The sequence below is a fragment of the Bradyrhizobium lablabi genome, from assembly GCF_018129385.1.
Lineage (GTDB): Bacteria > Pseudomonadota > Alphaproteobacteria > Rhizobiales > Xanthobacteraceae > Bradyrhizobium > Bradyrhizobium lablabi_C.
In genome coordinates, this window is the sequence record NZ_JAFCLN010000003.1 from 510,294 (window position 1) to 530,188 (window position 19,895).

A 19,895-nucleotide genomic window follows, 5' to 3' on the forward strand; every position below is an offset into this window, starting at 1 on the left:
GCCTTGAAGGCTTACTGCGCAACCGCGCCGCCAGCCGAGGCAAACGTGCTGCCCGGGTTGGTCGCAAATTTCTTCTTCGCCCCTTCGACCCATTCGGCGAATTCCTGGTCAGAGACCACGCGCACCGCGATCGGCATGAAGGCGTGGTCCTTGCCGCACAGTTCCGAGCACTGGCCGTAATACATGCCGGTCCTGGTGGCCTTGAACCAGGTCTCGTTCAGGCGGCCGGGGATCGAGTCGATCTTGATGCCGAAGGCCGGCACCGCAAAAGCGTGAATCACGTCGGCGCCGGTGGTCTGGACGCGGATGATCTTGTTGACCGGAACGACCATCTCATTGTCGACGCCGAGCAGGCGCGGCTGCTTGTCGGCCACCAGCAGCGAATCGAACTCGAACTTGCCGTTATCCGGGTACGAATAGCTCCAGTACCACTGCTTGCCGGTGACCTTCACGGTGAGGTCCGCCTTCGGTATGTCGAGCTGGAGAAACAGGAGGCGGAACGAGGGCACCGCGATGCCGACCAGGATAAGCACCGGAATCAGCGTCCAGGCCACTTCGATCAGGGTGTTATGCGTGGTCCTGGAGGGAACCGGGTTGGTCCGCGCATTGAACTTGACCACCACGATGACCAGCAGCGCCAGCACGAACAGCGTGATGACGGTGATCAGCACCAGCAGGAAGTTATGGAACCAGACGATGTTCTCCATCACCGGGGTCGCCGCTTCCTGTAGCGTCATCTCCCACGGCTTCGGCTGACCTGCAAAAGCCGCCCCGCCGGCGATCAGCGCGGCGCCAGCCGCCGCCAAACCCAGCAAACCCCGGCCAATGTGGCCCATCGACATCTTCATGCCGTTCGCTCTCCCATCAAAAATCCCCAAAGCATGGCGCCGGATGGCTGCCTGCTGCCCGACCCGCTCCTGACAAACGGCCTTGGGGGAGTACTTTGGGAAGTACCTTAGAACCACCGGGGCCTGATCGCTAGAATGCGTCCAAATCCAGCCTCTCAAACCATAATTCCGGGGCTCTCGCAATGCAGTAGTAGAGCGTATTCGGAAGCCCTGCCCGCCGTCATGCGGATGTCAGAAATTCCCGAGAAATCAGGCATAATCGCCGCTACGGCTTGCGTGCGGCGCTTGACAGCGGGATTGGCCACGCTACCCACAGGCAAGGCGTTCCACAGGAAGATGATTCGCCTGACGGAGCGGGGTGACCGGCGCGGGAATTGCTTGACGTCCGCAGGGAGAACGGCCTTCAAGGTGCCGTCATTTCGGTACTCAGTGGCCGTGTTGTGACGGATTATTGACCGGTTTTGCCGCCGGAATCCGGCAGCGAGGCCCGGAAAAATCAGAGGATCGACCCGGATGGGTTTCTTTCATCGTCAGGTGACATCGACCGCGAGCCGCGCGAGCGCCTTTGGCCGCCTCGCCGGCGGCCTTCTGGCCGCTGTCCTGTGGGCCGCCCTGCCCCAAGCCGCCCACGCGCAAGGCGCAGTCAAGTCAGTGCATGGCGACTGGCAGATCCGCTGCGACACCCCGCCGGGCGCCCAGGCCGAGCAATGCGCCCTGATCCAGAGCGTGGTGGCCGAGGACCGCTCCAACGCGGGTCTCACCGTGATCCTGCTGAAAACCGCCGACCAGAAAAGCAAGCTGATGCGTGTGGTCGCCCCGCTCGGGGTGCTGCTGCCGTCCGGCCTTGGCCTCAAGCTCGACAATCAGGACGTCGGCCGCGCCGGGTTCGTGCGCTGCCTGCCGAACGGCTGCGTCGCGGAGGTCGTGATGGACGACAAGCTGCTCGGGCAGCTCCGCAACGCCAAGACCGCGACGTTCATCATCTTCGAGACACCGGAAGAGGGAATCGGGTTTCCGCTGAGCCTGAACGGGATCGGCGAAGGGTATGACAAGCTGCCGTGAGGCTGCCTCGTCCGGATGCCTGCGTATTGATGGGGCGCAGCTCTATCCCCGTCATTGCGAGGAGCACTTGCGACGAAGCAATCCAGCTTTTTTGTTGCGACAAAGGAAGCTGGATTGCTTCGCTTCGCTCGCAATGATGGGTCGGCAACAGGGGCGCAACTCTCTTACCGTCAGCACGCGGAGCGAAGCGTCTGCATGAGCGTCGCCATCAGGACCACGTTCTCAAAGGCGCCGTCGATCTGAACCGCGTCGCGCAATAGACCCTCGATCTCAAACCCAGCCTTCTTGTACAGCTCGATCGCGTTCTTGTTGTTTTCGCGGACCGTCAATTCGATCCGATGAAAGCCAAAGGTGCGGGCGGCCACGAGGGTTCGGTCAAGCAATTGCCTGCCGATACGCCTGCTTCGAAATTCCGGCAGCAAAGCGATTCCGAGAACGCCGCTGTGGGCATAGATCGGCCGCGCCTTGCGCGTCACGTCGCACCAGCCGACCACTTCGCCGGCCGACAAGGCGACCAATTGCGGATAGCCCTGTTCGATGTTGCCGAGGACGAAGCTCCGGGTCGCCTCGAGTGGCGGGGCTTCCAGAAATGCCAGATAACGCCGCTCACGCGCGACGAAATCCAGGGCACGATGAAAGCTCTCGATATGGTCTTGCCTTATCGGAACTATTTCGACCGCGTCATCCATCGTCTCGGCAACGTGTTGATTCCGCCCCTCGCAGAATGGCCCGGGAACAACTATCTTGCATTAACTCCTCAGACAACGGACCGATTGATGACCAGCCCCGCTACAACCTCCCTGCTCGACCGCGCCCAGCTTGACCGCGATGCCGTCCGCCGCGAACTCGCGCGGGGGCTGGCGGGGGCTGATGATGGCGAACTGTTCCTGGAGTACGGGCAGACCGAAGCGCTGATGTTCGACAATGGGCGGCTGAAGCAGGCCACTTATGACACCTCGCAGGGGTTTGGCCTGCGCGCGGTGAAGGACGACGCGGTGGGGTATGCGCATTCCTCCGACGTGTCGCTGCCGGCGCTGATCCGGGCGGCGGATGCGGTGGCGGCGGTGCGCGGCGGCTATGCCGGTTCCTTTGCGGCGGCGCCGGCGCATACCAATGTGAAGCTGTATGGCGATGACAATCCGCTGGATGCGCCGGGGTTCGAATCCAAGGTGAAACTGCTGGCGGAGATCGACGCCTATGTGCGTGACCGGGATCCGCGGGTGCGGCAGGTTACGGTAAGTTTAGGTGCGACCTGGCAGGTGGTGGAGATCGTCCGTCCCGACGGCGAGAGCTATCGCGACATCCGCCCGCTGGTGCGCGTCAACATTTCGGTGGTGGCCGGGCAAGGCGACCGGCAGGAGAGCGGCAGCCGCGGCTATGGCGGGCGCGAACCTTACGCGCGCTTCATCGAGACAAAAGCCTGGCGCGAGGCGGCCGACGGCGCGCTGCGCGAGGCGCTGATCAACCTGGAATCGGTTCCCGCTCCGGCCGGCGAGATGGACGTGGTGCTCGGCGCCGGCTGGCCCGGCGTGATGCTGCACGAGGCGGTCGGCCATGGGCTGGAGGGCGATTTCAACCGCAAGAAGACTTCTGCGTTTGCCGGGCTGATGGGCCAGCAGGTCGCGGCCAAGGGCGTCACCGTGGTGGATGACGGCACCATGGCGTCGCGGCGTGGTTCTCTTTCCATCGACGACGAGGGCACGCCGACCAACCGCACCGTGCTGATCGAGGACGGCATTCTGGTCGGCTACATGCAGGACCGGCAGAACGCGCGGCTGATGAACATGAAGCCGACCGGCAACGGCCGCCGCCAGGGCTATGCCCATGTGCCGATGCCGCGCATGACCAACACCTACATGCTGGCGGGCCAGCGCGATCCCGCCGAGATCATCGCCTCCGTCAAGAAGGGCGTCTATGCCGCCAATTTCGGCGGCGGCCAGGTCGACATCACCTCGGGCAAATATGTGTTCCAGTGCACCGAGGCTTACAAGATCGAGAACGGCAAGCTGGGCGCGCCGCTGAAGGGCGCGATGCTGATCGGCAACGGGCCGACCGATTTGCACCGCATCACCATGATCGGCAACGATCTGGCGCTCGACACCGGCATCGGCACCTGCGGCAAGAACGGCCAGGGCGTGCCGGTCGGCGTCGGCCAGCCGACGCTGCGGATGGAGCGCATCACCGTGGGAGGGACGGGTTAGGTCTTCCAGGATCGCCGGGAGTGATTGAAGTTTTATTTAGAATTTTCCGGAGCGCGCTCAACTGCTCCGGCGGAACCTTCGTCCTGCGGAGGTTGAGAATCTCAAGATACCGGAGGGACTGGAGCGGTTGCACATCGCGGACCTGCGTGTCGCTCAAATTGAGGTCCGTTAAATTTGTGAGATGCGCGAGCGGCGTGACATCCATGACCTGGGTCCCTTCGAGCCAAAGGATTCGCAAGTTCGCTAGATTGATGAGCGGTTTCAGGTCGGAAACCTGCGTTCCATCTAAATAGAGGTACTTCAAGTCAATGAGTCCTGAAAGTACTGACAAATCCGCGATACTTGTATTCGTAGCATCAAGCGTGCTGAGATTGCTAATGCCCGACAACGGCGAAAAGTTACTTACCTTTGTCCCTTGAAGGTCAAGCATGAACAGCGAAGTATTGCCTGATAACGGTTCCAGACTTTGAAGGGGCGTGTCAGCAGCATACAGGATTTCAAGTTGCTGTATTTTGGCAAGCGGCCTCAAATCGGAGACTTTCGTACGTGAGATGTCGAGTTTTCGGAGCTGAGCGAGAGTCTCGAGCGGCGCAAGATCGGAAATGTCCGCGTTCCCTATCGTGAGCTCGGTCAAAGATTTCAGCTTCTGAAGCGCGGCAATGCTTGTCAATGGTATCCGGTCGCGTTCCCAATTGAACCGCGCGTATCCGATCTGTAGCTCTGTCAATAATGAGAGCCGTGCCAACGGATCGATATTGCTTATTTTCAAGCCCCGAATGTCGAGAAGACGCAATTGATTTAACTCCCCAATCGGCGAAAGATCCGTCATTTCACCCCGAAAACCAAAGATTGGGCGATTATCCAAGTCCCTAGCGACCCTAGCGGGATCATCTTGCCCTATCTCGGTGACGGGGCGATCTAGCTGTTTCAGAATGGGCACGGCGCTTCTTATGAGATCCGGGGTCGCGCCATTGGGAAATGTTGCGCGCAGTCCTCCCGCTGTGCCGTCGGTTATCGATATCTTCAGGGCCGCAAGCTGCTCCAGCCGCTCGAGCTGGATCTGGTTCGGCTGAACGACAGTGACGTAGTACACCACGCCTCCGCCCAGCAGCAGTAAGAACGCGACCGAAGCGGCAATGGCAAAATTCCTCGCGCGGCTCAGCGCGCGCTTCGGGCGCGTCCGCTGGACCCAGACATTATCGAACAAGCGACAGTAAATCGGATTTCGGACGACAAGATTACCACTGTTGTCACGCTTGACGAGCCCGGAAAGCTTCAGTTCGGCACTTGCCAGTGTCGTCCGGTCGGGCACTTTCTCGCCGTTCAGGACCCTCGCGTACAAATCGATTGTCGCTGCCCCGTCCGACAGGCGATCTTCCAGAAATCGAAGGATTTGCTGGAAATGAACGTCGCTGCCCGCCTGTCCGAGATTTTCGTAAGCTTGCGTCACAAATCGATCGAAGGCATCGACATCGTCGATCCGTCGCTCCATCACGTCCAGGCAAAATTTCTGCGTGAGGTAAGGCTGTCCGCCGCTCCAATGCAGAATGCGATCGAGCAATCGGCTTGCTACTTTCTCAGTGGGGTTCAATACCGCGGTAAACGGCGAAAGATTATCGACCTTGCGGTCAAAGTCACGCAGCGTCAGCGGCGTGCCGACATTGTAAGCGGTGGTGCGGCGGTCCTGAATTAACTCGTTCGGCGTCGCGACGCCAAGCAGACAGAACGTGATGCGCCGATAAACCTCCACAATAGGCCGGTCGTTATACATGCCTCGGATAGCAGTGAAGAGGTCATCGGTGTACGACAGCTTCAAGGTACTGTCGATTTCGTCCAGGAAGATGACGACGGGTTGCGTCGCCACTTGGCCGACGACGTCGCGGAAGAAGCGCATCAATCGCTGATTGACCGTCTCCGTATCGTGGCGTTCCCACCAAGACTTCAAGTCCAGTTGCAATTCGAGTACGCGCGCGATCTTGCTCAGCAGGCCAAGACAAAAGACGTCGAGATTGGGCGGGGTGCCCAGCTCGGCCGCAAGATCGATCGTGACCGACTTGATACCTTTCTCGCTCAGCCGCTGGACGGCCCGCATCATCAGGCTCGACTTGCCCATCTGGCGCGAGCTCAGAACATTCACATACTCCGCCTGCTCCAGCAGCTCGAAGAATTTCTCGTCCTCGCGCCGCTCGATATAGAGATGCCGGCGCGAGTTCAGCGTACCGCCAGCCTGAAGCTGAAGCTCCTCGTTCATTGAACCTGCCTGAAGAAGCGGCATAGAGCATGTTCGAGGGTGCGGCGTTCTTTCCCCTCCGCACGACAAGGCCCGCGGCGTGGAGCCGATAGAAAGTATCCATGTCCAGCTCGGTTGCCCTCGAAGCGACACTCCGCATCTTGCCGAGGAGCTCAGGCTGCCGCTGCAGCATGAATATTCTCGACCGCAAATGCTCGCCGAAGGGACCGTCCCCATTGGACGATTCCTCCATCAGCGTCTCAAACGTGAGATCGGAGGAAACCAGTTTGTAGAAGGCAAGCCTCGTTAGGTACGGATGCCCTGACAGCAGTTCATGCAATTGATCCTGTTGGTCATCACTCAGCGGCCCACCATAGGCAATATTGATCTCGCGGACGTTCTGCTGCTCAAAGGGCTCTATTTCGATAGCGGGCGTCACGTTGAAAGGCGAGCGATCGGCCGCGGCGATTAGCATGAAAGGCTCGGTCGCGATTACCATTGCCAGGTCCACGTTCTCCCAAGCGGACATCGGCTGCGCACGCTCGTTGTGCCAGTGGCGCAGCATGCTGAAGAAATCGGCCTGGTAGGGGCGACCAAGAAGGCGGTCCACTTCGTCCATCGCGACGACCACCGGTACGCCCAGCGCCCTCAATATCCTGTCTTCGACGAAGTAGGTGAAGTCGAGCTGGGTGGCGAAGGCGCCTGGAAGATCGACGTTCAGCCTGAAGGCACGGAGCATGATTTGGGCGATCCGCCGCAGCAGCGCCGGAAGCTCGGCAAGCTCGGCCTCCGAGAATGATTGAAAGTCAATGAAGGCAAACTGCTTGTCGGCTTGCTTGCAAGCGGCGAGGTACCGGATCAGCAGGCTGGATTTGCCCATCTGGCGAGCAGCCTTGATGACGATGGTTTGTCCGTTACCGGCCGCAATCTTGGCGATATTGTTGTCGGCGTCCCGGCGAACATAGAACGCATCGTCAATCTTGATTGTGCCACCAGGCGGCAACAGCACGCGGGGATCCTCCGATGCCCGGGGGCGTGCAGGTGAAACGCCGGCATCCGGCAGTGACGGCAATTCATCAAGACTGGGCGAACGCTTGGGATGGCCGGCGCCCGCCTCTTCTATGCCGACCTGAAGACCGGCCAAGACTTTCGCGGTGTCGACCTCGCCTTTCCAGCTCAGATACTGAATGCGGCTGAGATAGGCATCGAGCTCGTAGCCGAGCTCACCTGTGTAGTTCACACGGACCGGCAGAATGACCGGGCGGCCATCGCGCCGGCGCGCCTGACGGGCGAGCCGCACCTCTGCCTGCACCATCTCACTTTCGGCAGCAGCCTCCGAAAGCAGCACGATCAGGAAGTCGCACCAGCGAATGCGCTTGTCGATTTCGGCAACCCAGTCTGTGCCAACCCTCATATTGACGTCAATGAAGACATCATGGCCGGACGCAACGAGTGCATCGCGCAGCGCATGAGCAAGCCTCTCGTCCGCAGGAATGCTTCGCTTGTACGAAATAAAGAGCTTGGCGCCTGCCATCTCGCCCTCAAAAAGTGCAGTCACCCAAAAATGAACTTATAGCAAATACAACCGTTTGGTGAACATATTGCCACCCGAAACCACTTTGACGCAATGGTGTTCTGGACCTTGAGCCTCCCACTTACTATCTGCAAAGCGACTGCAGGAAAGGAGCCCGCCCTTGAGCACGAAGAACGAAGCAGCCCCGGCGGCGAAATCATCCACGAGCTGGCGCGGCCAGGCCGCCCAGCTCGTCGCCATCGTTGCCGCGGTGTTCATCGCCAAGGGCGCGATCGCAGAACCCTTTTATGTGCCGTCGGGCTCGATGGAGCCGACGCTCTTGATCGGCGATGCGCTGGTGGCCTCGAAATTCCCCTATGGCTATGGCGCGGCCTCGCTGCCGATCCAGATCACGCTGCCGGAAACCGGCCGCCTGTTCGGCGAGACGCCCAAGCGCGGCGACGTCGTCGTGTTCCGCTGGCCGGGCGACCGCTCGCAGGCCTGGGTCAAGCGCGTGGTGGGGCTGCCGGGCGACCGCATCCAGATGCGGCAGGGCCAGCTCTTCATCAACGATCACGCCGCGCAGTTGCGCCCCGACGGCATCGGCCAGGCCGAGGACGACCGCGGCGGCAGCGAAATGGCGTACCGCTACATCGAGACGCTGCCTGGTGGCGTCGAGCATGCGATCTTCAAGATGCGCGAAAATCGCCTCGACAACACGCCCGAGGTGACGGTGCCGCCCGGAAACCTGTTCGTGCTGGGCGACAACCGCGACAATTCCGCCGACAGCCGTGTCCCGGTACGCGACGGCGGCGTCGGCCTGTTGCCGATCGACAATCTGATCGGGCGCGCAGATGCCGTGGTCGGCTCGTGGGACATGGGCATCCGCAGCCAGCCGGTGTGGACGTGGCTGTCGGGTTTCCGGCTGAGCCGGTTTTTCACCAGCGTGCATTGATTTTGCTCCGTCATGCCCGGGCTTGTCCCGGGCATCCACGTACTTGCGTGGGGCCGCAGCCAGGAAAGACGTGGATGGCCGGGACAAGCCCGGCCATGACAAGGGGATAGAGGGTTGCTCCACCTCATGACCTTCGACGACGTCAGAAAGATCGCCCTTCGCTGGCCCGAGGTCGAGGACGGCACCTCCTACGGCACGCCGGCGCTGAAGGTGCGCAAGAAGATGCTGGTGCGGCTGAAGGAGGACGGCGATTCGCTTGTCATGCCAGGCGTGCCGCAGGACGAGCGCGAGATGCTGGTGGAGAGCCAGCCGAAGGTTTTCTATTTCACCGATCATTATCGCGATTATCCGATGGTGCTGATCCGCCTGTCGAAGGCGAAGCGTGCGACGGTGGAGCCGCTGCTGCGGCGGCACTGGCGGGCGCTGGCCTCGAAGAGGGCGCTGGCGGCCGAATCGGAATAGAATCGTAGGGCGCAGGAAGACGCAAAACCGTCATTGCGAGCGAAGCGAAGCAATCCATGTCGCCGCAACAAAGATGGATTGCTTCGTCGCTTTGCTCCTCGCAATGACGTGGAGAGAGCGTCGATGACCCAAAACGAATTCCTGGACCTCGCGCTTCGCAATCCCGTCAACGCTGATATCGCGGATGAATTGTTCCGCCTCGCGCTGCCGGATGCATGGGTCGTGTCGGGGTGCCTGGTGCAGACAGTGTGGAATGTGCTGACCGGCCGCGCGGTGGACTACGGCATTGCCGATTACGACGTGTTCTATTTCGATTCCGACACCTCGTGGGAGGCCGAGGATGCGGTGATCCGGGAACTGCGCGGCGCGCTAAAAGGACACGGCGTGGAAATCGAGCCGCGCAACCAGGCGCGGGTTCATCTCTGGTATGGCGAGAAGCACGGCCTGCCCTATCCGCCGCTGCGGTCGTCGGCCGAGGGGATTGACCGGTTCCTGACGAAAAACACGCGGGTGGGGATTCGGCGGACGCGGGATGGCTATGATGTGTATGCGCCGGATGGATTTGATGATGTGGCCGGCATGATCGTGCGGCCGAATCCGGGACCGAATTTTTCAGCGGCGAATTACGCGAGGAAGGCGGCGCGGTGGAAGCAGATGTGGCCGGAGGTGACGGTGGTGGCGCCTTAAAACTTCGCTGTCGTCCCTGCGAAAGCAGGGACCCATAATCACCGATGTCTGTTGTGACGACGCTACTAACTCCAGCGCATCATGGAGAAGCCGCGGCGTATGGGTCCCGGATCAGCGCTCCCTGCGGTCGCTTGTCCGGGACGACGGAAGATAGAGCTACCGCACCACGCCCGACGTAAATCCGGCCTTCCGCCTTGGCGGCTTGATGTCCTTTTTCAGGAAGCAGTGCGCATCCTTTCCGGCATAGCCGGGCCTGGCATAGGTCCAGGCGCGGCATTGCTTGTCGGCGGTGCAGGCGGCCTTGCAGGCATCGTCGCCGTCGCGGGCGTTGAGCTCGAAACTCTTGTAGTCGCCGCCGAAGCGGTCGATCGAGGTTTCGACCGCCGTGTTGCGCGGCTCGACCACGCCGGCGCCGCGCACGCCGGAGACACAGCAATTATCCTGCGTGCGCGCCGGCACGCTGTTCTTGAGCCAGCACACCGACCCCCGCATCACGTCGCTCGGGTAATTGAAGCTCCAGGCGCGGCAGCGGCGGTCGCGCTCGCAGGCCAGCGCGCAATCGGCGGGATCGCCCGAGACGACCGGCGCGCTCAGATAATCGCCGCCGGGCCGATCGAAATTGGCCTGCGCCTGCGCCGGCCGCACATGCATCGCGGCCGCCAGCAGGGCAAACGTCACCACACACGCCCCGAGCAGGCCGTTCATCCTCATTTTTGGTTGCTTTCGAGCAGTCTGCACCCGCGTTCCGCGGGCTGCTCATTTGATCGGCAGCAACCTGTACGGTGGATGAACGGCGGCTATTGGGCTGATCAGGAAGGCGATTTTCCCGTTGGCAGCAGCGGGACCTGCATCCTTCGAGACGCCGCTTCGCGGCTCCTCAGGATGAGGGGAGAGATCGCGCGTTAGGGAGGATTTTTGACCCTCATGGTGAGGAGCGCGGCGATGCCGCGCGTCTCGAACCATGCGGCCCAGCTGTCCACCGGATCACCTAGAACGCGTATTCCTGATAGACCGGCTCGATCGAGCCGGCCCAGGCGCCGTTGTATTTATCCAGCATTTCTTCGGCCGGCGTGCGGCCGCACTCCAGGATGCGCTCAAGTGGCTCAAGGTGGCGACTTTCGTCGCGGCCGAGGTGATCGACCCGGCCGCGGCGGCGCAGGCCGGAATGCGCCAGCGTCACGCATTCCTTCGCGATCTCGAACAGATAACGATCCCTGATCCGGGCCTTGAAGCCGAAGCGCGGCACGTCGTCGCGCAGCGCCTGCCGTTCATGCGCACTCCAGTGCTTTACGATGTCCCAGGCCGCATCCAGGCTCTGGTTGTCATAGAGCAGCCCGACCCAGAACGCCGGCAGCGCCGGCAGCCGGCCCCACGGCACGCCGTCGGCGCCGCGCATTTCCAGGTAACGCTTCAGCCGCACCTCCGGGAAAATCGTCGAGAGGTGGTTGGCCCAGTCCGACAGCGTCGGCCGCTCGCCCGGCAGCGAATTATTGCGCCCGTCGAAGAAAGCGCGGAACGAGGAGCCGGCGACGTCGATGTAGGCATCGCCCCGCTTCACGAAATACATGGGAACGTCGAGTGCATAATCGACATAGCGCTCGAACCCCATGCCGTCCTCGAACGCCCAGGGCAGCATGCCCGACCGCGCATTGTCGGTGTCGCGCCAGATTTCCGAGCGGAAGGAGAGGAAGCCGTTGGGCTTGCCTTCGGTAAAAGGCGAATTGGCGAACAGCGCGGTGGCCACCGGCTGTAGCGCCAGCGAGACGCGCAGCTTCTTGACCATGTCGGCTTCTGAGGAGAAATCGAGATTGGTCTGCACAGTGCAGGTTCGGTACATCATGTCGAGGCCGTACTGGCCGACCTTCGGCATGTAATTGGTCATGATCTTGTAGCGGCCCTTCGGCATGACCGGGATCTGCGCGCGCGACCAGGACGGCGTCATGCCGAGCCCGAGGAAGCCGATGCCCAAGGGCGTAGCGATCTCGCGCACCTGCGCCAGATGCGCCATCAGCTCTGCCTGGGTCTGGTGTACGTTCTCGACCGGCGCGCCGGATAGCTCAAACTGCCCGCCTGGCTCGAGCGAGATCGCCCCGCCCCCGGTGACATCGTAGAGCCCGATGATGTTGCCGCGCTCCACGATCGGCTCCCAGCCGAGCAGCAGCTTCATCCCTTCCAGCAGCGCGCCGATGCCCTTTGCGCCCTCGTAAGGCACGGGATGGCGCCCATCGAGCGTGAACGGCGTCTTTTCGTGCTCGGTGCCGATGCGGAATTCGGACGGCGGCTTTACGCCCGCCGCCAGCCAGGCCACGAGTTCGTCGCGCGATTGCAGCGGCGTCATATCGATCTGGTCACGCGCCATGGAAATTCCGGATCAAGGGCGCTGCGACCGAACGCGCGCGGGTGGCAAGGCATCCGCAGCCCGAAGGGGATGCGGAGGTAACGGGACAAAGCGATGTCATCGGGCGGGCACGCCCTCTTTGGCGACGGCGGCCGGTCTTGCATCGCTACAGGAGCAGCCGAGCCGGTCGAGCAGACCGCAGAGTTTCAGGGCATCGGTATCGGACAGTTTCGAGCCGACATGTTTTTCGATCGCGGCCGAATAGGCGCCCCACATCTTCTTCTGCAACTCGCGCCCGGCCTCGGTGATCTCGACGAACTGGCCGCGCTTGTCGATCTTGCATTCGCGGCGCACGGCAAGCCCCTCGTCGACCAGACGGTCGATCAGGCGCGAGGTCGAGTATTGCGGGATCAGCATCTGCTTCTCCAGCTCGACCGGGCGCATCTCGCCGCTCGGGGCGCGCGACAATTCCAAGAGCGCGTCATACCAGGCGAGCGGCGGAAAGCCGGCCTTCTTCAAATCCTGCTCGACGCAGTCCAGCACCCGGCTCTGCACCCGCATCAGGCGGATCCAGGCGGCGGTCGCCTCGGTCGATGGTTTGCGTTTCATGTCCTATTCCATATCTCTCACGGCTGAGTGTACCTACTGAATGCACCTGCATCAATCTTGACTATTTCATGCAAATGCATTTAGTCACGCCTGCGTCTCGGCCAATAATCCCCAAGGGAAGGAAAAATCCGATGAAACTGTATTATTCCCCCGGCGCCTGCTCGCTTTCCCCCCACATCGCCCTGTTAGAGGCGGGCCTGCCCTACGACCTGGAGAAGGTCGATCTGCGCGCCAAGAAGACCGAAAACGGCGACGACTATCTCACGGTCAATCCGAAGGGCCAGGTTCCGGCGCTAAGGCTCGAGTCGGGCGAACTCGTGACCGAAGGTCCCGTCATCGTGCAGATGATCGCGGACAGGGCCGCCGACAAGGGCCTGGCGCCGGCGCGCGACAGCGCCGAGCGCTACAAGCTGCTCGAATGGCTGAACTTCATCACGACCGAACTGCACAAGAATTTCGGCCCGATCTTCTCGCCGGTGCTGGCCGATGAGGCCAAGGCCTTCTTCAAGGATCGCGTGATGGGCAAGTTCAGGTATATCGACAGCCAGCTCGCGGGCCGCGACTACCTGATGGGCAAGCAGTTCACGGTGGCCGACGGCTATCTCTTCACCATGCTGAGCTGGGCCGACCGCATGAAGTTCGACCTGTCGGCGATGCCGAACCTCGTCGCCTACAAGACCCGCGTCGCCGCGCGTCCGAAGGTGCAGGAAGCGCTGAGCAAGGAAGGGCTGCTAAAGGCAGCGTGAGGTTTTTGTGTATCACAATGAGCGAAGGGCCGGATCGTTAGTCCGGCCCTTCCTTGTTTTGCGGTGAACTCTTGCCACACGACGTCCCTGCGAACGCAGGGACCCATACCGCGTGATCTATCGATGGGGCAGAATAGCTGACACCATCTGCAACAATTGCCGTCGGTGGCTATGGGTCCCTGCGTTCGCAGGGACGACGATCCATTTTGCCTCGCCCTACTCCGCCGCCTGCGCAGTAGGCTGCTTCTTCGGCGGGAAGCGGCCGTAGAAGGTCTCGCCCTTGGCGGCCATTTCCACCAGCAGCTTCGGCGGGGTGAAGCGCGAGCCGTATTTGGCTTCCAGCTTGTGGCAGAGCTCGACGAACTTCTTCGTGCCCATGAAGTCGATATAGGACAGCGTACCGCCGGTGAACGGAGCAAAGCCAAAGCCGAGGATCGAGCCGACATCCGCCTCGCGCATGTCGGTGATGACATGGTCTTCCACCGTGCGCGCGGCTTCCACCGCCTGCACCACGAGGAAGCGCTGCTTCAGTTCCTCGACGCTGAGCGTATCCGGATCGAGCTTCTTCGGCTGCAAATCGGCCAGCCCGGGCCACAGGCTCTTCTGGCCCTTGCCCTTCTCGGGATAGTCGTAAAAACCCTTGCCGTTCTTGCGGCCGAGGCGGTTCTGCTTCTCCACCATTTCGACCATCAGCTTCTTCTGGTCCGGGTTGATGGCATTGGGCCCGAGGTCGACCTCTGTCGCCTTCATCACCTTGAGCCCGAGATCGAGCGCGACTTCATCCGACAGCGAGAGCGGGCCGACCGGCATGCCGGCCATCTTGGCGGCGTTCTCGATCATCGCCGGCGGTACGCCTTCGAGGAACATCTCGTTGCCCTCGGCGATGTAGCGGCCGACGCAGCGGTTGGCGTAGAAGCCTCTGCTGTCGTTCACCACGATCGGCGTCTTGCCGATCATGCGGGTGTAGTCGAGCGCGGTGGCGAGCGCGGCGTCGCCGGTGTTCTTGCCGAGGATGATCTCGACCAGCATCATCTTGTCGACCGGCGAGAAGAAGTGGATGCCGATGAAGCGGTCCTGGTCCTTGAAGGATTCGGCGAGCGAGGTGATCGGCAGGGTCGAGGTGTTGGAAGCGAAGATCACGTCCGGCTTGAGATATTGCTGCGCCTTGGTGAAAGTGTCCGCCTTGACCTTGCGATCCTCGAACACGGCCTCGATCACGAGATCGCAGTCCCCAAGCGCGGCATAGTCCGACGTGGCCGTGATGCGCGACATGATCTTGTCGCCTTCTTCCGGCTTGGCGCGGCCCTTGGCGATCAGGCCGTCGATTACGCTCTTCGCATGGCCCTTGCCCTTGTCGGCGCTCTCCTGGTCGCGGTCGATCAGCACCACGTCGATGCCGGCTCGCGCGGAGACGTAGCCGACGCTGGCGCCCATAAACCCGGCGCCGATCACGGCAAGCTTCTTCACCTTGGTCGGCGGCACGCCCGCCGGACGGCGCGCGCCCTTGTTCAGCTCCTGCATCGACAGGAACAGGCTGCGGATCATGGCTGCGGCTTCCTTCGAGCGCAGGATCTGCGTGAAGTAGCGCGACTCCACACGCAGCGCGGCGTCGATCGGCAACTGGAGGCCTTCATAGACGCAGCTCATGATGGCGCGCGCGGCCGGATAATTGTCAAAAGTTTCGCGGCGATAGATGGCGTTGCCGGCGGGGAACATCTGCATGCCGGCCTTGGAGAACACCGGACCGCCCGGGAGCTTGAAACCCTTCTCGTCCCACGGCGCGACCGGCTTGCCGCCGCCCTTGATCCAGTCTTTGGCGGCCTTGATCATGTCGGCGGCCGGCACGATGGCATGGATCAAATTCAGCGACTTCGCTTTTGCGAGATTGACTGCCTCGCCCTTGAGCAGCAACTGCATCGCGTCCTGCGGCTGCACGATGCGCGGCACGCGCTGGGTGCCGCCGGCGCCGGGGAACAGGCCGACCTTGATCTCGGGAAGGCCAAGCCGCGTCTTGGGATTTTCCGCGGCGACGCGGTAGTGGCAGGACAGCGTCAGCTCAAAGCCGCCGCCGAGCGCGAGCCCGTTGATCGCGGCGACCCACGGCTTGCCTGAAATTTCGATGTTGCGGAACACCTGCGAGAAGCGGCGGCTCTGCTCGAACAGCGTCTGGTTCGCGGCCTCCTCGCCCTTCGCCTTCATCAGGTCGGCGTAGGTCTTGCTCATGCCTTCGAGCATGGAGAGATCGGCGCCGGCGCAGAACGCATCCTTGCTGGAGGTAATGACGACGCCCTTGATCGCGGCGTCCTCGGTGGTTTGCTTGACGATCGCTTCGAGCTCGTCGACCGAGGTCTCGTCCAGCACGTTCATCGAACGTCCCGGAATATCCCAGGTGACGAGCGCGATGCCGTCGGCGTCGGTTTCGAATTTGAAATTCTTGTAAGCCATGGGGTGCTCCCTCAATGCCGGCTGCCGCACAAGGCGCCGCGGTTGTTGCTGATCGTAGGGTGGGTTAGCCGAAGGCGTAACCCACCGATATCGAAGTCGTGGCGAGAATGGTGGGTTACGCTTTGCTAACCCACCCTACGGATTGCGAATTACACCCGCTCGATGATGGTCGCGGTGCCCATGCCGCCGCCGATGCACAGCGTCACCAGCGCGGTCGACTTGTTGGTGCGCTCGAGTTCATCGAGCACGGTGCCGAGGATCATCGCGCCGGTCGCGCCGAGGGGATGGCCGAGCGCGATCGCGCCGCCATTGACGTTGATTTTTGCATTGTCGATGTCGAACGCCTGGATGTAGCGCAGCACGACGGACGCGAAGGCCTCATTGAGCTCGAACAGGTCGATGTCCGACTTCTTCATGCCGGAACGCTCGAACAGCTTTTCGGTGACGTCGACCGGACCGGTCAGCATCATCGCGGGCTCCGAGCCGATATTGGCGAAAGCACGGATTTTTGCGCGCGGCTTGAGGCCGTGCTTGGCGCCAGCTTCCTTGCTGCCGAGCAGGACCGCGCCGGCGCCGTCGACGATGCCGGAGGAGTTGCCGGCGTGGTGCACGTAATTGATCTTCTCGATTTCCGGATGCGACTGGATCGCGACCGCATCGAAGCCGCCCATTGCGCCGATTACTTCGAACGAGGCCTTCAACTGACCGAGCGACTGCATCGTCGTGGTCGGGCGCATGTGCTCATCCTTGGCGAGGATGGTCAGGCAGTTCTGGTCCTTCACCGGCACCACCGAATTCTTGAAGCGACCCTCGTCCCAGGCTTTTGCAGCGCGCTGCTGGCTTTGCACGGCGTAGGCATCGACGTCATCGCGCGAGAAACCGTATTTGGTCGCGATCAGATCGGCCGACACACCCTGCGGCATGAAGTAGGACGGCACCGCCATCGAGGGGTCCATCGGCCAGGCGCCGCCGGAGGCGCCAATGCCGACGCGGCTCATGGATTCGGCGCCGCCGCCGATCACCAATTCATGCTGCCCGCTCATGATCTGGGCGGCGGCAAAGTTCACGGCATCGAGGCCGGAGGCGCAGAAGCGGCTGATCTGTACGCCGGGCACGGCCTGGCCGAGACCCGCCTTCAGCGCGGCAAAGCGCGCGAGGTCGGAGCCGGCTTCACCGACCGGATCGACCACGCCGAGCACGACGTCATCGACGACGTCTTCGCCGAGGTTGTTGCGGTCCTTCAGTGCTTTCAGCGGCACGGTCGCCAGCGCCAGCGCGGTGACTTCGTGCAGCGAGCCGTCCGACTTGCCGCGTCCACGCGGGGTGCGGACGTGGTCGTAGATGAATGCCTCGGGCATGACTGCCTCCCTAGATATGATGGTCGTAATTTATAGCCGGTTTTGCCGGCGAAGCGAAGATCGTTCAGAACGCTTCCGCGGCCAGTTCCATGGTGGTGACGCTTCCAGTCTGGAGGCGCGCAAGATGAGCCGCGGTTTCCGGCAACATGCGTTCCATGAAGAAACGGCCGGTCACCAGCTTGGTGTTCAGGTAAGGCGTGGCGCCGGAGGCGGCGATCTTGTCCTGCGCCACCTTCGCCATCCGCGCCCACATATAGGCGAAGGTGACGAGGCCGAACAAATGCATGTAGTCGGTGGCGGCAGCGCCGGCATTGTCGGGCTTGCCCATGGCGTTCTGCATCAGCCAGCCGGTGGCCTGCTGGAGATGGCCGAGCGCATTGGAGAGCGGGGCCACAAAAGGCTTCATGGCTTCGTCGCCGCCATATTCCTTGGCGAAGGCGCCTACCTCGCCGAAGAAGGACATGATGGCACGGCCGCCGTCGCGCGGCAGTTTTCTGCCGACGAGATCGAGCGCCTGGATGCCGTTGGCGCCTTCATAGAGCATCGCGATACGCGCATCGCGCACGAACTGCTCCATGCCGTGCTCGGCGATGTAGCCGTGGCCGCCATACATCTGCTGCGCCATAACAGCGTTGGCAAAGCCGGTGTCGGTCATCACGCCCTTCATGACCGGGGTCATCAGGCCCATATGGTCGTCGGCCTCCTGGCGATCCTTGGGATCGTTGGAGCGATGCGCGATGTCGCTCTTCAGCGCGGTCCACACCACCATCGCGCGCGCAGCTTCGTTGAAGGCGCGGATAGTGAGCAGCACGCGGCGCACATCGGGATGCACGATGATTGGATCGGCCGGCTTGTCCGCGGCCTTCACGCCAGTCAGCGCGCGGCCCTGCAAACGCTCGCGCGCATAATTGACCGCGTTCTGATAGGCGACCTCGGACTGCGCGAGACCCTGCACGGCAACGCCGAGCCGGGCCTCATTCATCATCACGAACATGCCCTGCATGCCCTTGTTCTCTTCGCCGATAAGCCAGCCGGTGGCGTTGTCGTAATTCATCACGCAGGTGGAATTGCCGTGAATGCCCATCTTGTGCTCGATCGAGCCGCAGGTCACGCCGTTACGTGCGCCGAGCGAGCCATCGGCATTGACCAGCACTTTCGGGACCACGAACAGCGACACGCCCTTGATGCCGGCGGGCGCGCCTTCGATACGCGCCAGCACGAGGTGGATGATGTTCTCGGTCATGTCGTGCTCGCCGGCCGAGATGAAGATCTTCGTGCCGGTGATCTTGTAGCTGCCGTCGGCCTGCTTCACCGCCTTGGTGCGCAAGAGGCCCAGATCCGTGCCGCATTGCGGCTCGGTGAGGTTCATGGTGCCGGTCCACTCGCCCGCCACCATCTTCGGCACATAGGTCTTCTTCTGCTCGGCGTTGCCGTGCACCAGCAGCGCCGCGGTCGCGCCCATCGTCAGGCCGCCATACATCGAGAAGGCCATGTTGGCCGCGCTCTGGAATTCGGTAACGACCTGGCTCAGCGTCACCGGCAGGCCCTGCCCGCCATATTCAGTCGGCGCCGACAGGCCGAGCCAGCCGCCTTCGGCGACCTGCTTGAAGGCCTCCTTAAAACCTTTCGGCGTGGTGACGCGGCCGTCGTCATGGCGCTTGCAGCCTTCGAGATCGCCGACGCGATTGAGCGGCTGAATCACTTCTTCGCTGAGCTTGGCCGCCTCGCCGAGGATCGCTTCGCGAACGTCGGCGGAAGCGTCGGTAAAGCCGGGAAGATTGTCGTAGCGGTCGATCTGGAACACGTCGTTGAGCAGGAAGCTCACATCTTCGACGGGGGCTTTGTAGGTCGGCATCGGATTCTCCCGGCAGGCGACAGAAATTAGATGGAGGCGTTAGAGCAAATCGCGCGCGGCAGGTGCGGGCTTCCGGGACAGAACCTTATCTGGTTCCGCACGCAGGTTGCAGCACCAATCGCGATCAACTTTGCGGCTTTGGGGTGCAGGCATCAGCCGGCCGCCGCGGCAAGCTGCTCGCCCATCAGGCGGTGCAGCAGGTTGATGGCCTTGAGCGGGCGCACCATCACCTTGAAATGAGTGATGCGACCGTCACGATCGAAGGTGATGATGTCGACGCCGTTGATGGTGATGCCGTCGATCTCGGTGGCGAATTCGAGCACCGCGCCATCATCGCTGCGCCACTCGCCGAGATACCGGAAGCTGTCGCCATTGAGCACCTTCAGCGCGCTCACCAGATATTTGAAGGTGATGTCGCGGCCGCGCTGCGGTGTATGCACGACAGGGCTTTCGAACACCGCGTCGGGATGAAGCAGTTCCCAGAGCTCGGCGCGGTCATGGGATTTGATATAGCCGTACCACTTGTCGAGACCGGTCATCGTCATCGGACGTCTCCAGGGTAATCGAGCATTGCGATTGCGGGCCG

At 62.1% G+C, this 19,895-nt stretch carries 16 protein-coding genes and 1 pseudogene; 6 read left to right on the forward strand and 11 right to left on the reverse strand.

What is annotated here, in order from left to right:
• Positions 1-11 precede the first annotated feature (11 nt).
• Positions 12-848: a cytochrome c oxidase subunit II gene (coxB, locus tag JQ628_RS09180; protein WP_212222060.1), complete on the reverse strand. Its 837-nt coding sequence runs from the start codon at positions 846-848 to the stop codon at positions 12-14.
• A 513-nt stretch (positions 849-1,361) separates the two neighbouring features.
• Between coxB and JQ628_RS09185 the strand changes: the two genes are divergently transcribed.
• Positions 1,362-1,910, forward strand: coding sequence for an invasion associated locus B family protein (locus JQ628_RS09185; RefSeq protein ID WP_212222062.1), 549 nt, complete (start codon positions 1,362-1,364; stop codon positions 1,908-1,910).
• A gap of 170 nt (positions 1,911-2,080) precedes the next feature.
• Here JQ628_RS09185 and JQ628_RS09190 read toward each other — a convergent pair whose 3' ends face one another.
• Positions 2,081-2,599, reverse strand: coding sequence for a GNAT family N-acetyltransferase (locus JQ628_RS09190; protein WP_212222064.1), 519 nt, complete (start codon positions 2,597-2,599; stop codon positions 2,081-2,083).
• 87 nt (positions 2,600-2,686) lie between these two features.
• On the opposite strand from JQ628_RS09190, the gene tldD reads away from it, so the two are divergent.
• Entirely contained in the window at positions 2,687-4,111 is a 1,425-nt protein-coding gene (tldD, locus tag JQ628_RS09195) for a metalloprotease TldD (protein WP_212222066.1), read from the forward strand.
• On the opposite strand, the gene JQ628_RS34470 is transcribed toward tldD, so the two are convergent.
• Positions 4,089-6,386 carry an AAA-like domain-containing protein gene (locus JQ628_RS34470; protein WP_349628037.1) on the reverse strand — a complete coding sequence of 766 codons (2,298 nt, stop codon included), beginning with the start codon at positions 6,384-6,386 and terminating at the stop codon, positions 4,089-4,091. The genes tldD and JQ628_RS34470 overlap by 23 nt on opposite strands.
• 7 nt (positions 6,387-6,393) lie before the next feature.
• A pseudogene (locus JQ628_RS09200) lies at positions 6,394-7,875 on the reverse strand (AAA-like domain-containing protein); the annotation flags it as partial.
• Positions 7,876-8,035: 160 nt separating this feature from the next.
• Between JQ628_RS09200 and lepB the strand changes: the two are divergent.
• The 3 genes from lepB to JQ628_RS09215 all read left to right on the forward strand — a co-directional run bounded on the left by lepB (position 8,036) and on the right by JQ628_RS09215 (position 9,958).
• Positions 8,036-8,809, forward strand: a complete 774-nt coding sequence (gene lepB, locus JQ628_RS09205; protein WP_212222070.1) for a signal peptidase I — start codon at positions 8,036-8,038, stop codon at positions 8,807-8,809.
• Positions 8,810-8,935: 126 nt separating this feature from the next.
• Complete coding sequence (locus JQ628_RS09210) at positions 8,936-9,271, forward strand: MmcQ/YjbR family DNA-binding protein (RefSeq protein ID WP_212222248.1); 336 nt, start codon at positions 8,936-8,938, stop codon at positions 9,269-9,271.
• 123 nt (positions 9,272-9,394) lie between these two features.
• Positions 9,395-9,958, forward strand: a complete 564-nt coding sequence (locus tag JQ628_RS09215; protein WP_212222072.1) for a nucleotidyltransferase family protein — start codon at positions 9,395-9,397, stop codon at positions 9,956-9,958.
• 156 nt (positions 9,959-10,114) lie between these two features.
• Here JQ628_RS09215 and JQ628_RS09220 read toward each other — a convergent pair whose 3' ends face one another.
• The 3 genes from JQ628_RS09220 to JQ628_RS09230 form a co-directional block, all read right to left on the reverse strand.
• Positions 10,115-10,669 carry a PAN domain-containing protein gene (locus JQ628_RS09220; protein WP_212222074.1) on the reverse strand — a complete coding sequence of 185 codons (555 nt, stop codon included), beginning with the start codon at positions 10,667-10,669 and terminating at the stop codon, positions 10,115-10,117.
• A gap of 277 nt (positions 10,670-10,946) precedes the next feature.
• Positions 10,947-12,317, reverse strand: a complete 1,371-nt coding sequence (locus JQ628_RS09225; protein ID WP_212222076.1) for a glutamate--cysteine ligase — start codon at positions 12,315-12,317, stop codon at positions 10,947-10,949.
• Between the two features lie 96 nt (positions 12,318-12,413).
• Positions 12,414-12,905: a MarR family winged helix-turn-helix transcriptional regulator gene (locus JQ628_RS09230; protein ID WP_212222079.1), complete on the reverse strand. Its 492-nt coding sequence runs from the start codon at positions 12,903-12,905 to the stop codon at positions 12,414-12,416.
• A 131-nt stretch (positions 12,906-13,036) separates the two neighbouring features.
• Here JQ628_RS09230 and gstA point away from each other — a divergent pair, with 131 nt between their 5' ends.
• Complete coding sequence (gstA, locus tag JQ628_RS09235; protein ID WP_212222081.1) at positions 13,037-13,651, forward strand: glutathione transferase GstA; 615 nt, start codon at positions 13,037-13,039, stop codon at positions 13,649-13,651.
• Positions 13,652-13,867: 216 nt separating this feature from the next.
• On the opposite strand, the gene JQ628_RS09240 is transcribed toward gstA, so the two are convergent.
• The 4 genes from JQ628_RS09240 to JQ628_RS09255 form a co-directional block, all read right to left on the reverse strand.
• Positions 13,868-16,096, reverse strand: a complete 2,229-nt coding sequence (locus JQ628_RS09240) for an FAD-dependent oxidoreductase (RefSeq protein WP_212222083.1) — start codon at positions 16,094-16,096, stop codon at positions 13,868-13,870.
• Between the two features lie 149 nt (positions 16,097-16,245).
• Positions 16,246-17,454 (reverse strand): acetyl-CoA C-acetyltransferase, encoded by a 1,209-nt coding sequence (locus JQ628_RS09245; RefSeq protein WP_212222085.1) that lies wholly within the window; start codon positions 17,452-17,454, stop codon positions 16,246-16,248.
• Between the two features lie 64 nt (positions 17,455-17,518).
• Positions 17,519-19,309, reverse strand: coding sequence for an acyl-CoA dehydrogenase C-terminal domain-containing protein (locus JQ628_RS09250; RefSeq protein ID WP_212222087.1), 1,791 nt, complete (start codon positions 19,307-19,309; stop codon positions 17,519-17,521).
• Between the two features lie 152 nt (positions 19,310-19,461).
• A complete protein-coding gene (locus tag JQ628_RS09255) occupies positions 19,462-19,854 on the reverse strand; it encodes a nuclear transport factor 2 family protein (protein WP_212222089.1) in 393 nt (130 codons plus the stop codon).
• Positions 19,855-19,895: the final 41 nt, after the last annotated feature.

Bases quoted from the DNA above. Each gene is read 5' to 3' on its own strand.
- JQ628_RS09225 (WP_212222076.1), bottom strand. From the start codon at position 12,317: ATGGCGCGTGACCAGATCGATATGACGCCGCTGCAATCGCGCGACGAA.
- tldD (WP_212222066.1), top strand. From the start codon at position 2,687: ATGACCAGCCCCGCTACAACCTCCCTGCTCGACCGCGCCCAGCTTGAC.
- JQ628_RS09185 (WP_212222062.1), top strand. From the start codon at position 1,362: ATGGGTTTCTTTCATCGTCAGGTGACATCGACCGCGAGCCGCGCGAGC.
- JQ628_RS09255 (WP_212222089.1), bottom strand. From the start codon at position 19,854: ATGACGATGACCGGTCTCGACAAGTGGTACGGCTATATCAAATCCCAT.
- JQ628_RS09190 (WP_212222064.1), bottom strand. From the start codon at position 2,599: ATGGATGACGCGGTCGAAATAGTTCCGATAAGGCAAGACCATATCGAG.
- JQ628_RS09215 (WP_212222072.1), top strand. From the start codon at position 9,395: ATGACCCAAAACGAATTCCTGGACCTCGCGCTTCGCAATCCCGTCAAC.
- JQ628_RS09210 (WP_212222248.1), top strand. From the start codon at position 8,936: ATGACCTTCGACGACGTCAGAAAGATCGCCCTTCGCTGGCCCGAGGTC.
- JQ628_RS09230 (WP_212222079.1), bottom strand. From the start codon at position 12,905: ATGAAACGCAAACCATCGACCGAGGCGACCGCCGCCTGGATCCGCCTG.
- coxB (WP_212222060.1), bottom strand. From the start codon at position 848: ATGAAGATGTCGATGGGCCACATTGGCCGGGGTTTGCTGGGTTTGGCG.
- JQ628_RS09245 (WP_212222085.1), bottom strand. From the start codon at position 17,454: ATGCCCGAGGCATTCATCTACGACCACGTCCGCACCCCGCGTGGACGC.
- gstA (WP_212222081.1), top strand. From the start codon at position 13,037: ATGAAACTGTATTATTCCCCCGGCGCCTGCTCGCTTTCCCCCCACATC.
- JQ628_RS09240 (WP_212222083.1), bottom strand. From the start codon at position 16,096: ATGGCTTACAAGAATTTCAAATTCGAAACCGACGCCGACGGCATCGCG.
- JQ628_RS09220 (WP_212222074.1), bottom strand. From the start codon at position 10,669: ATGAGGATGAACGGCCTGCTCGGGGCGTGTGTGGTGACGTTTGCCCTG.
- JQ628_RS34470 (WP_349628037.1), bottom strand. From the start codon at position 6,386: ATGCCGCTTCTTCAGGCAGGTTCAATGAACGAGGAGCTTCAGCTTCAG.
- JQ628_RS09250 (WP_212222087.1), bottom strand. From the start codon at position 19,309: ATGCCGACCTACAAAGCCCCCGTCGAAGATGTGAGCTTCCTGCTCAAC.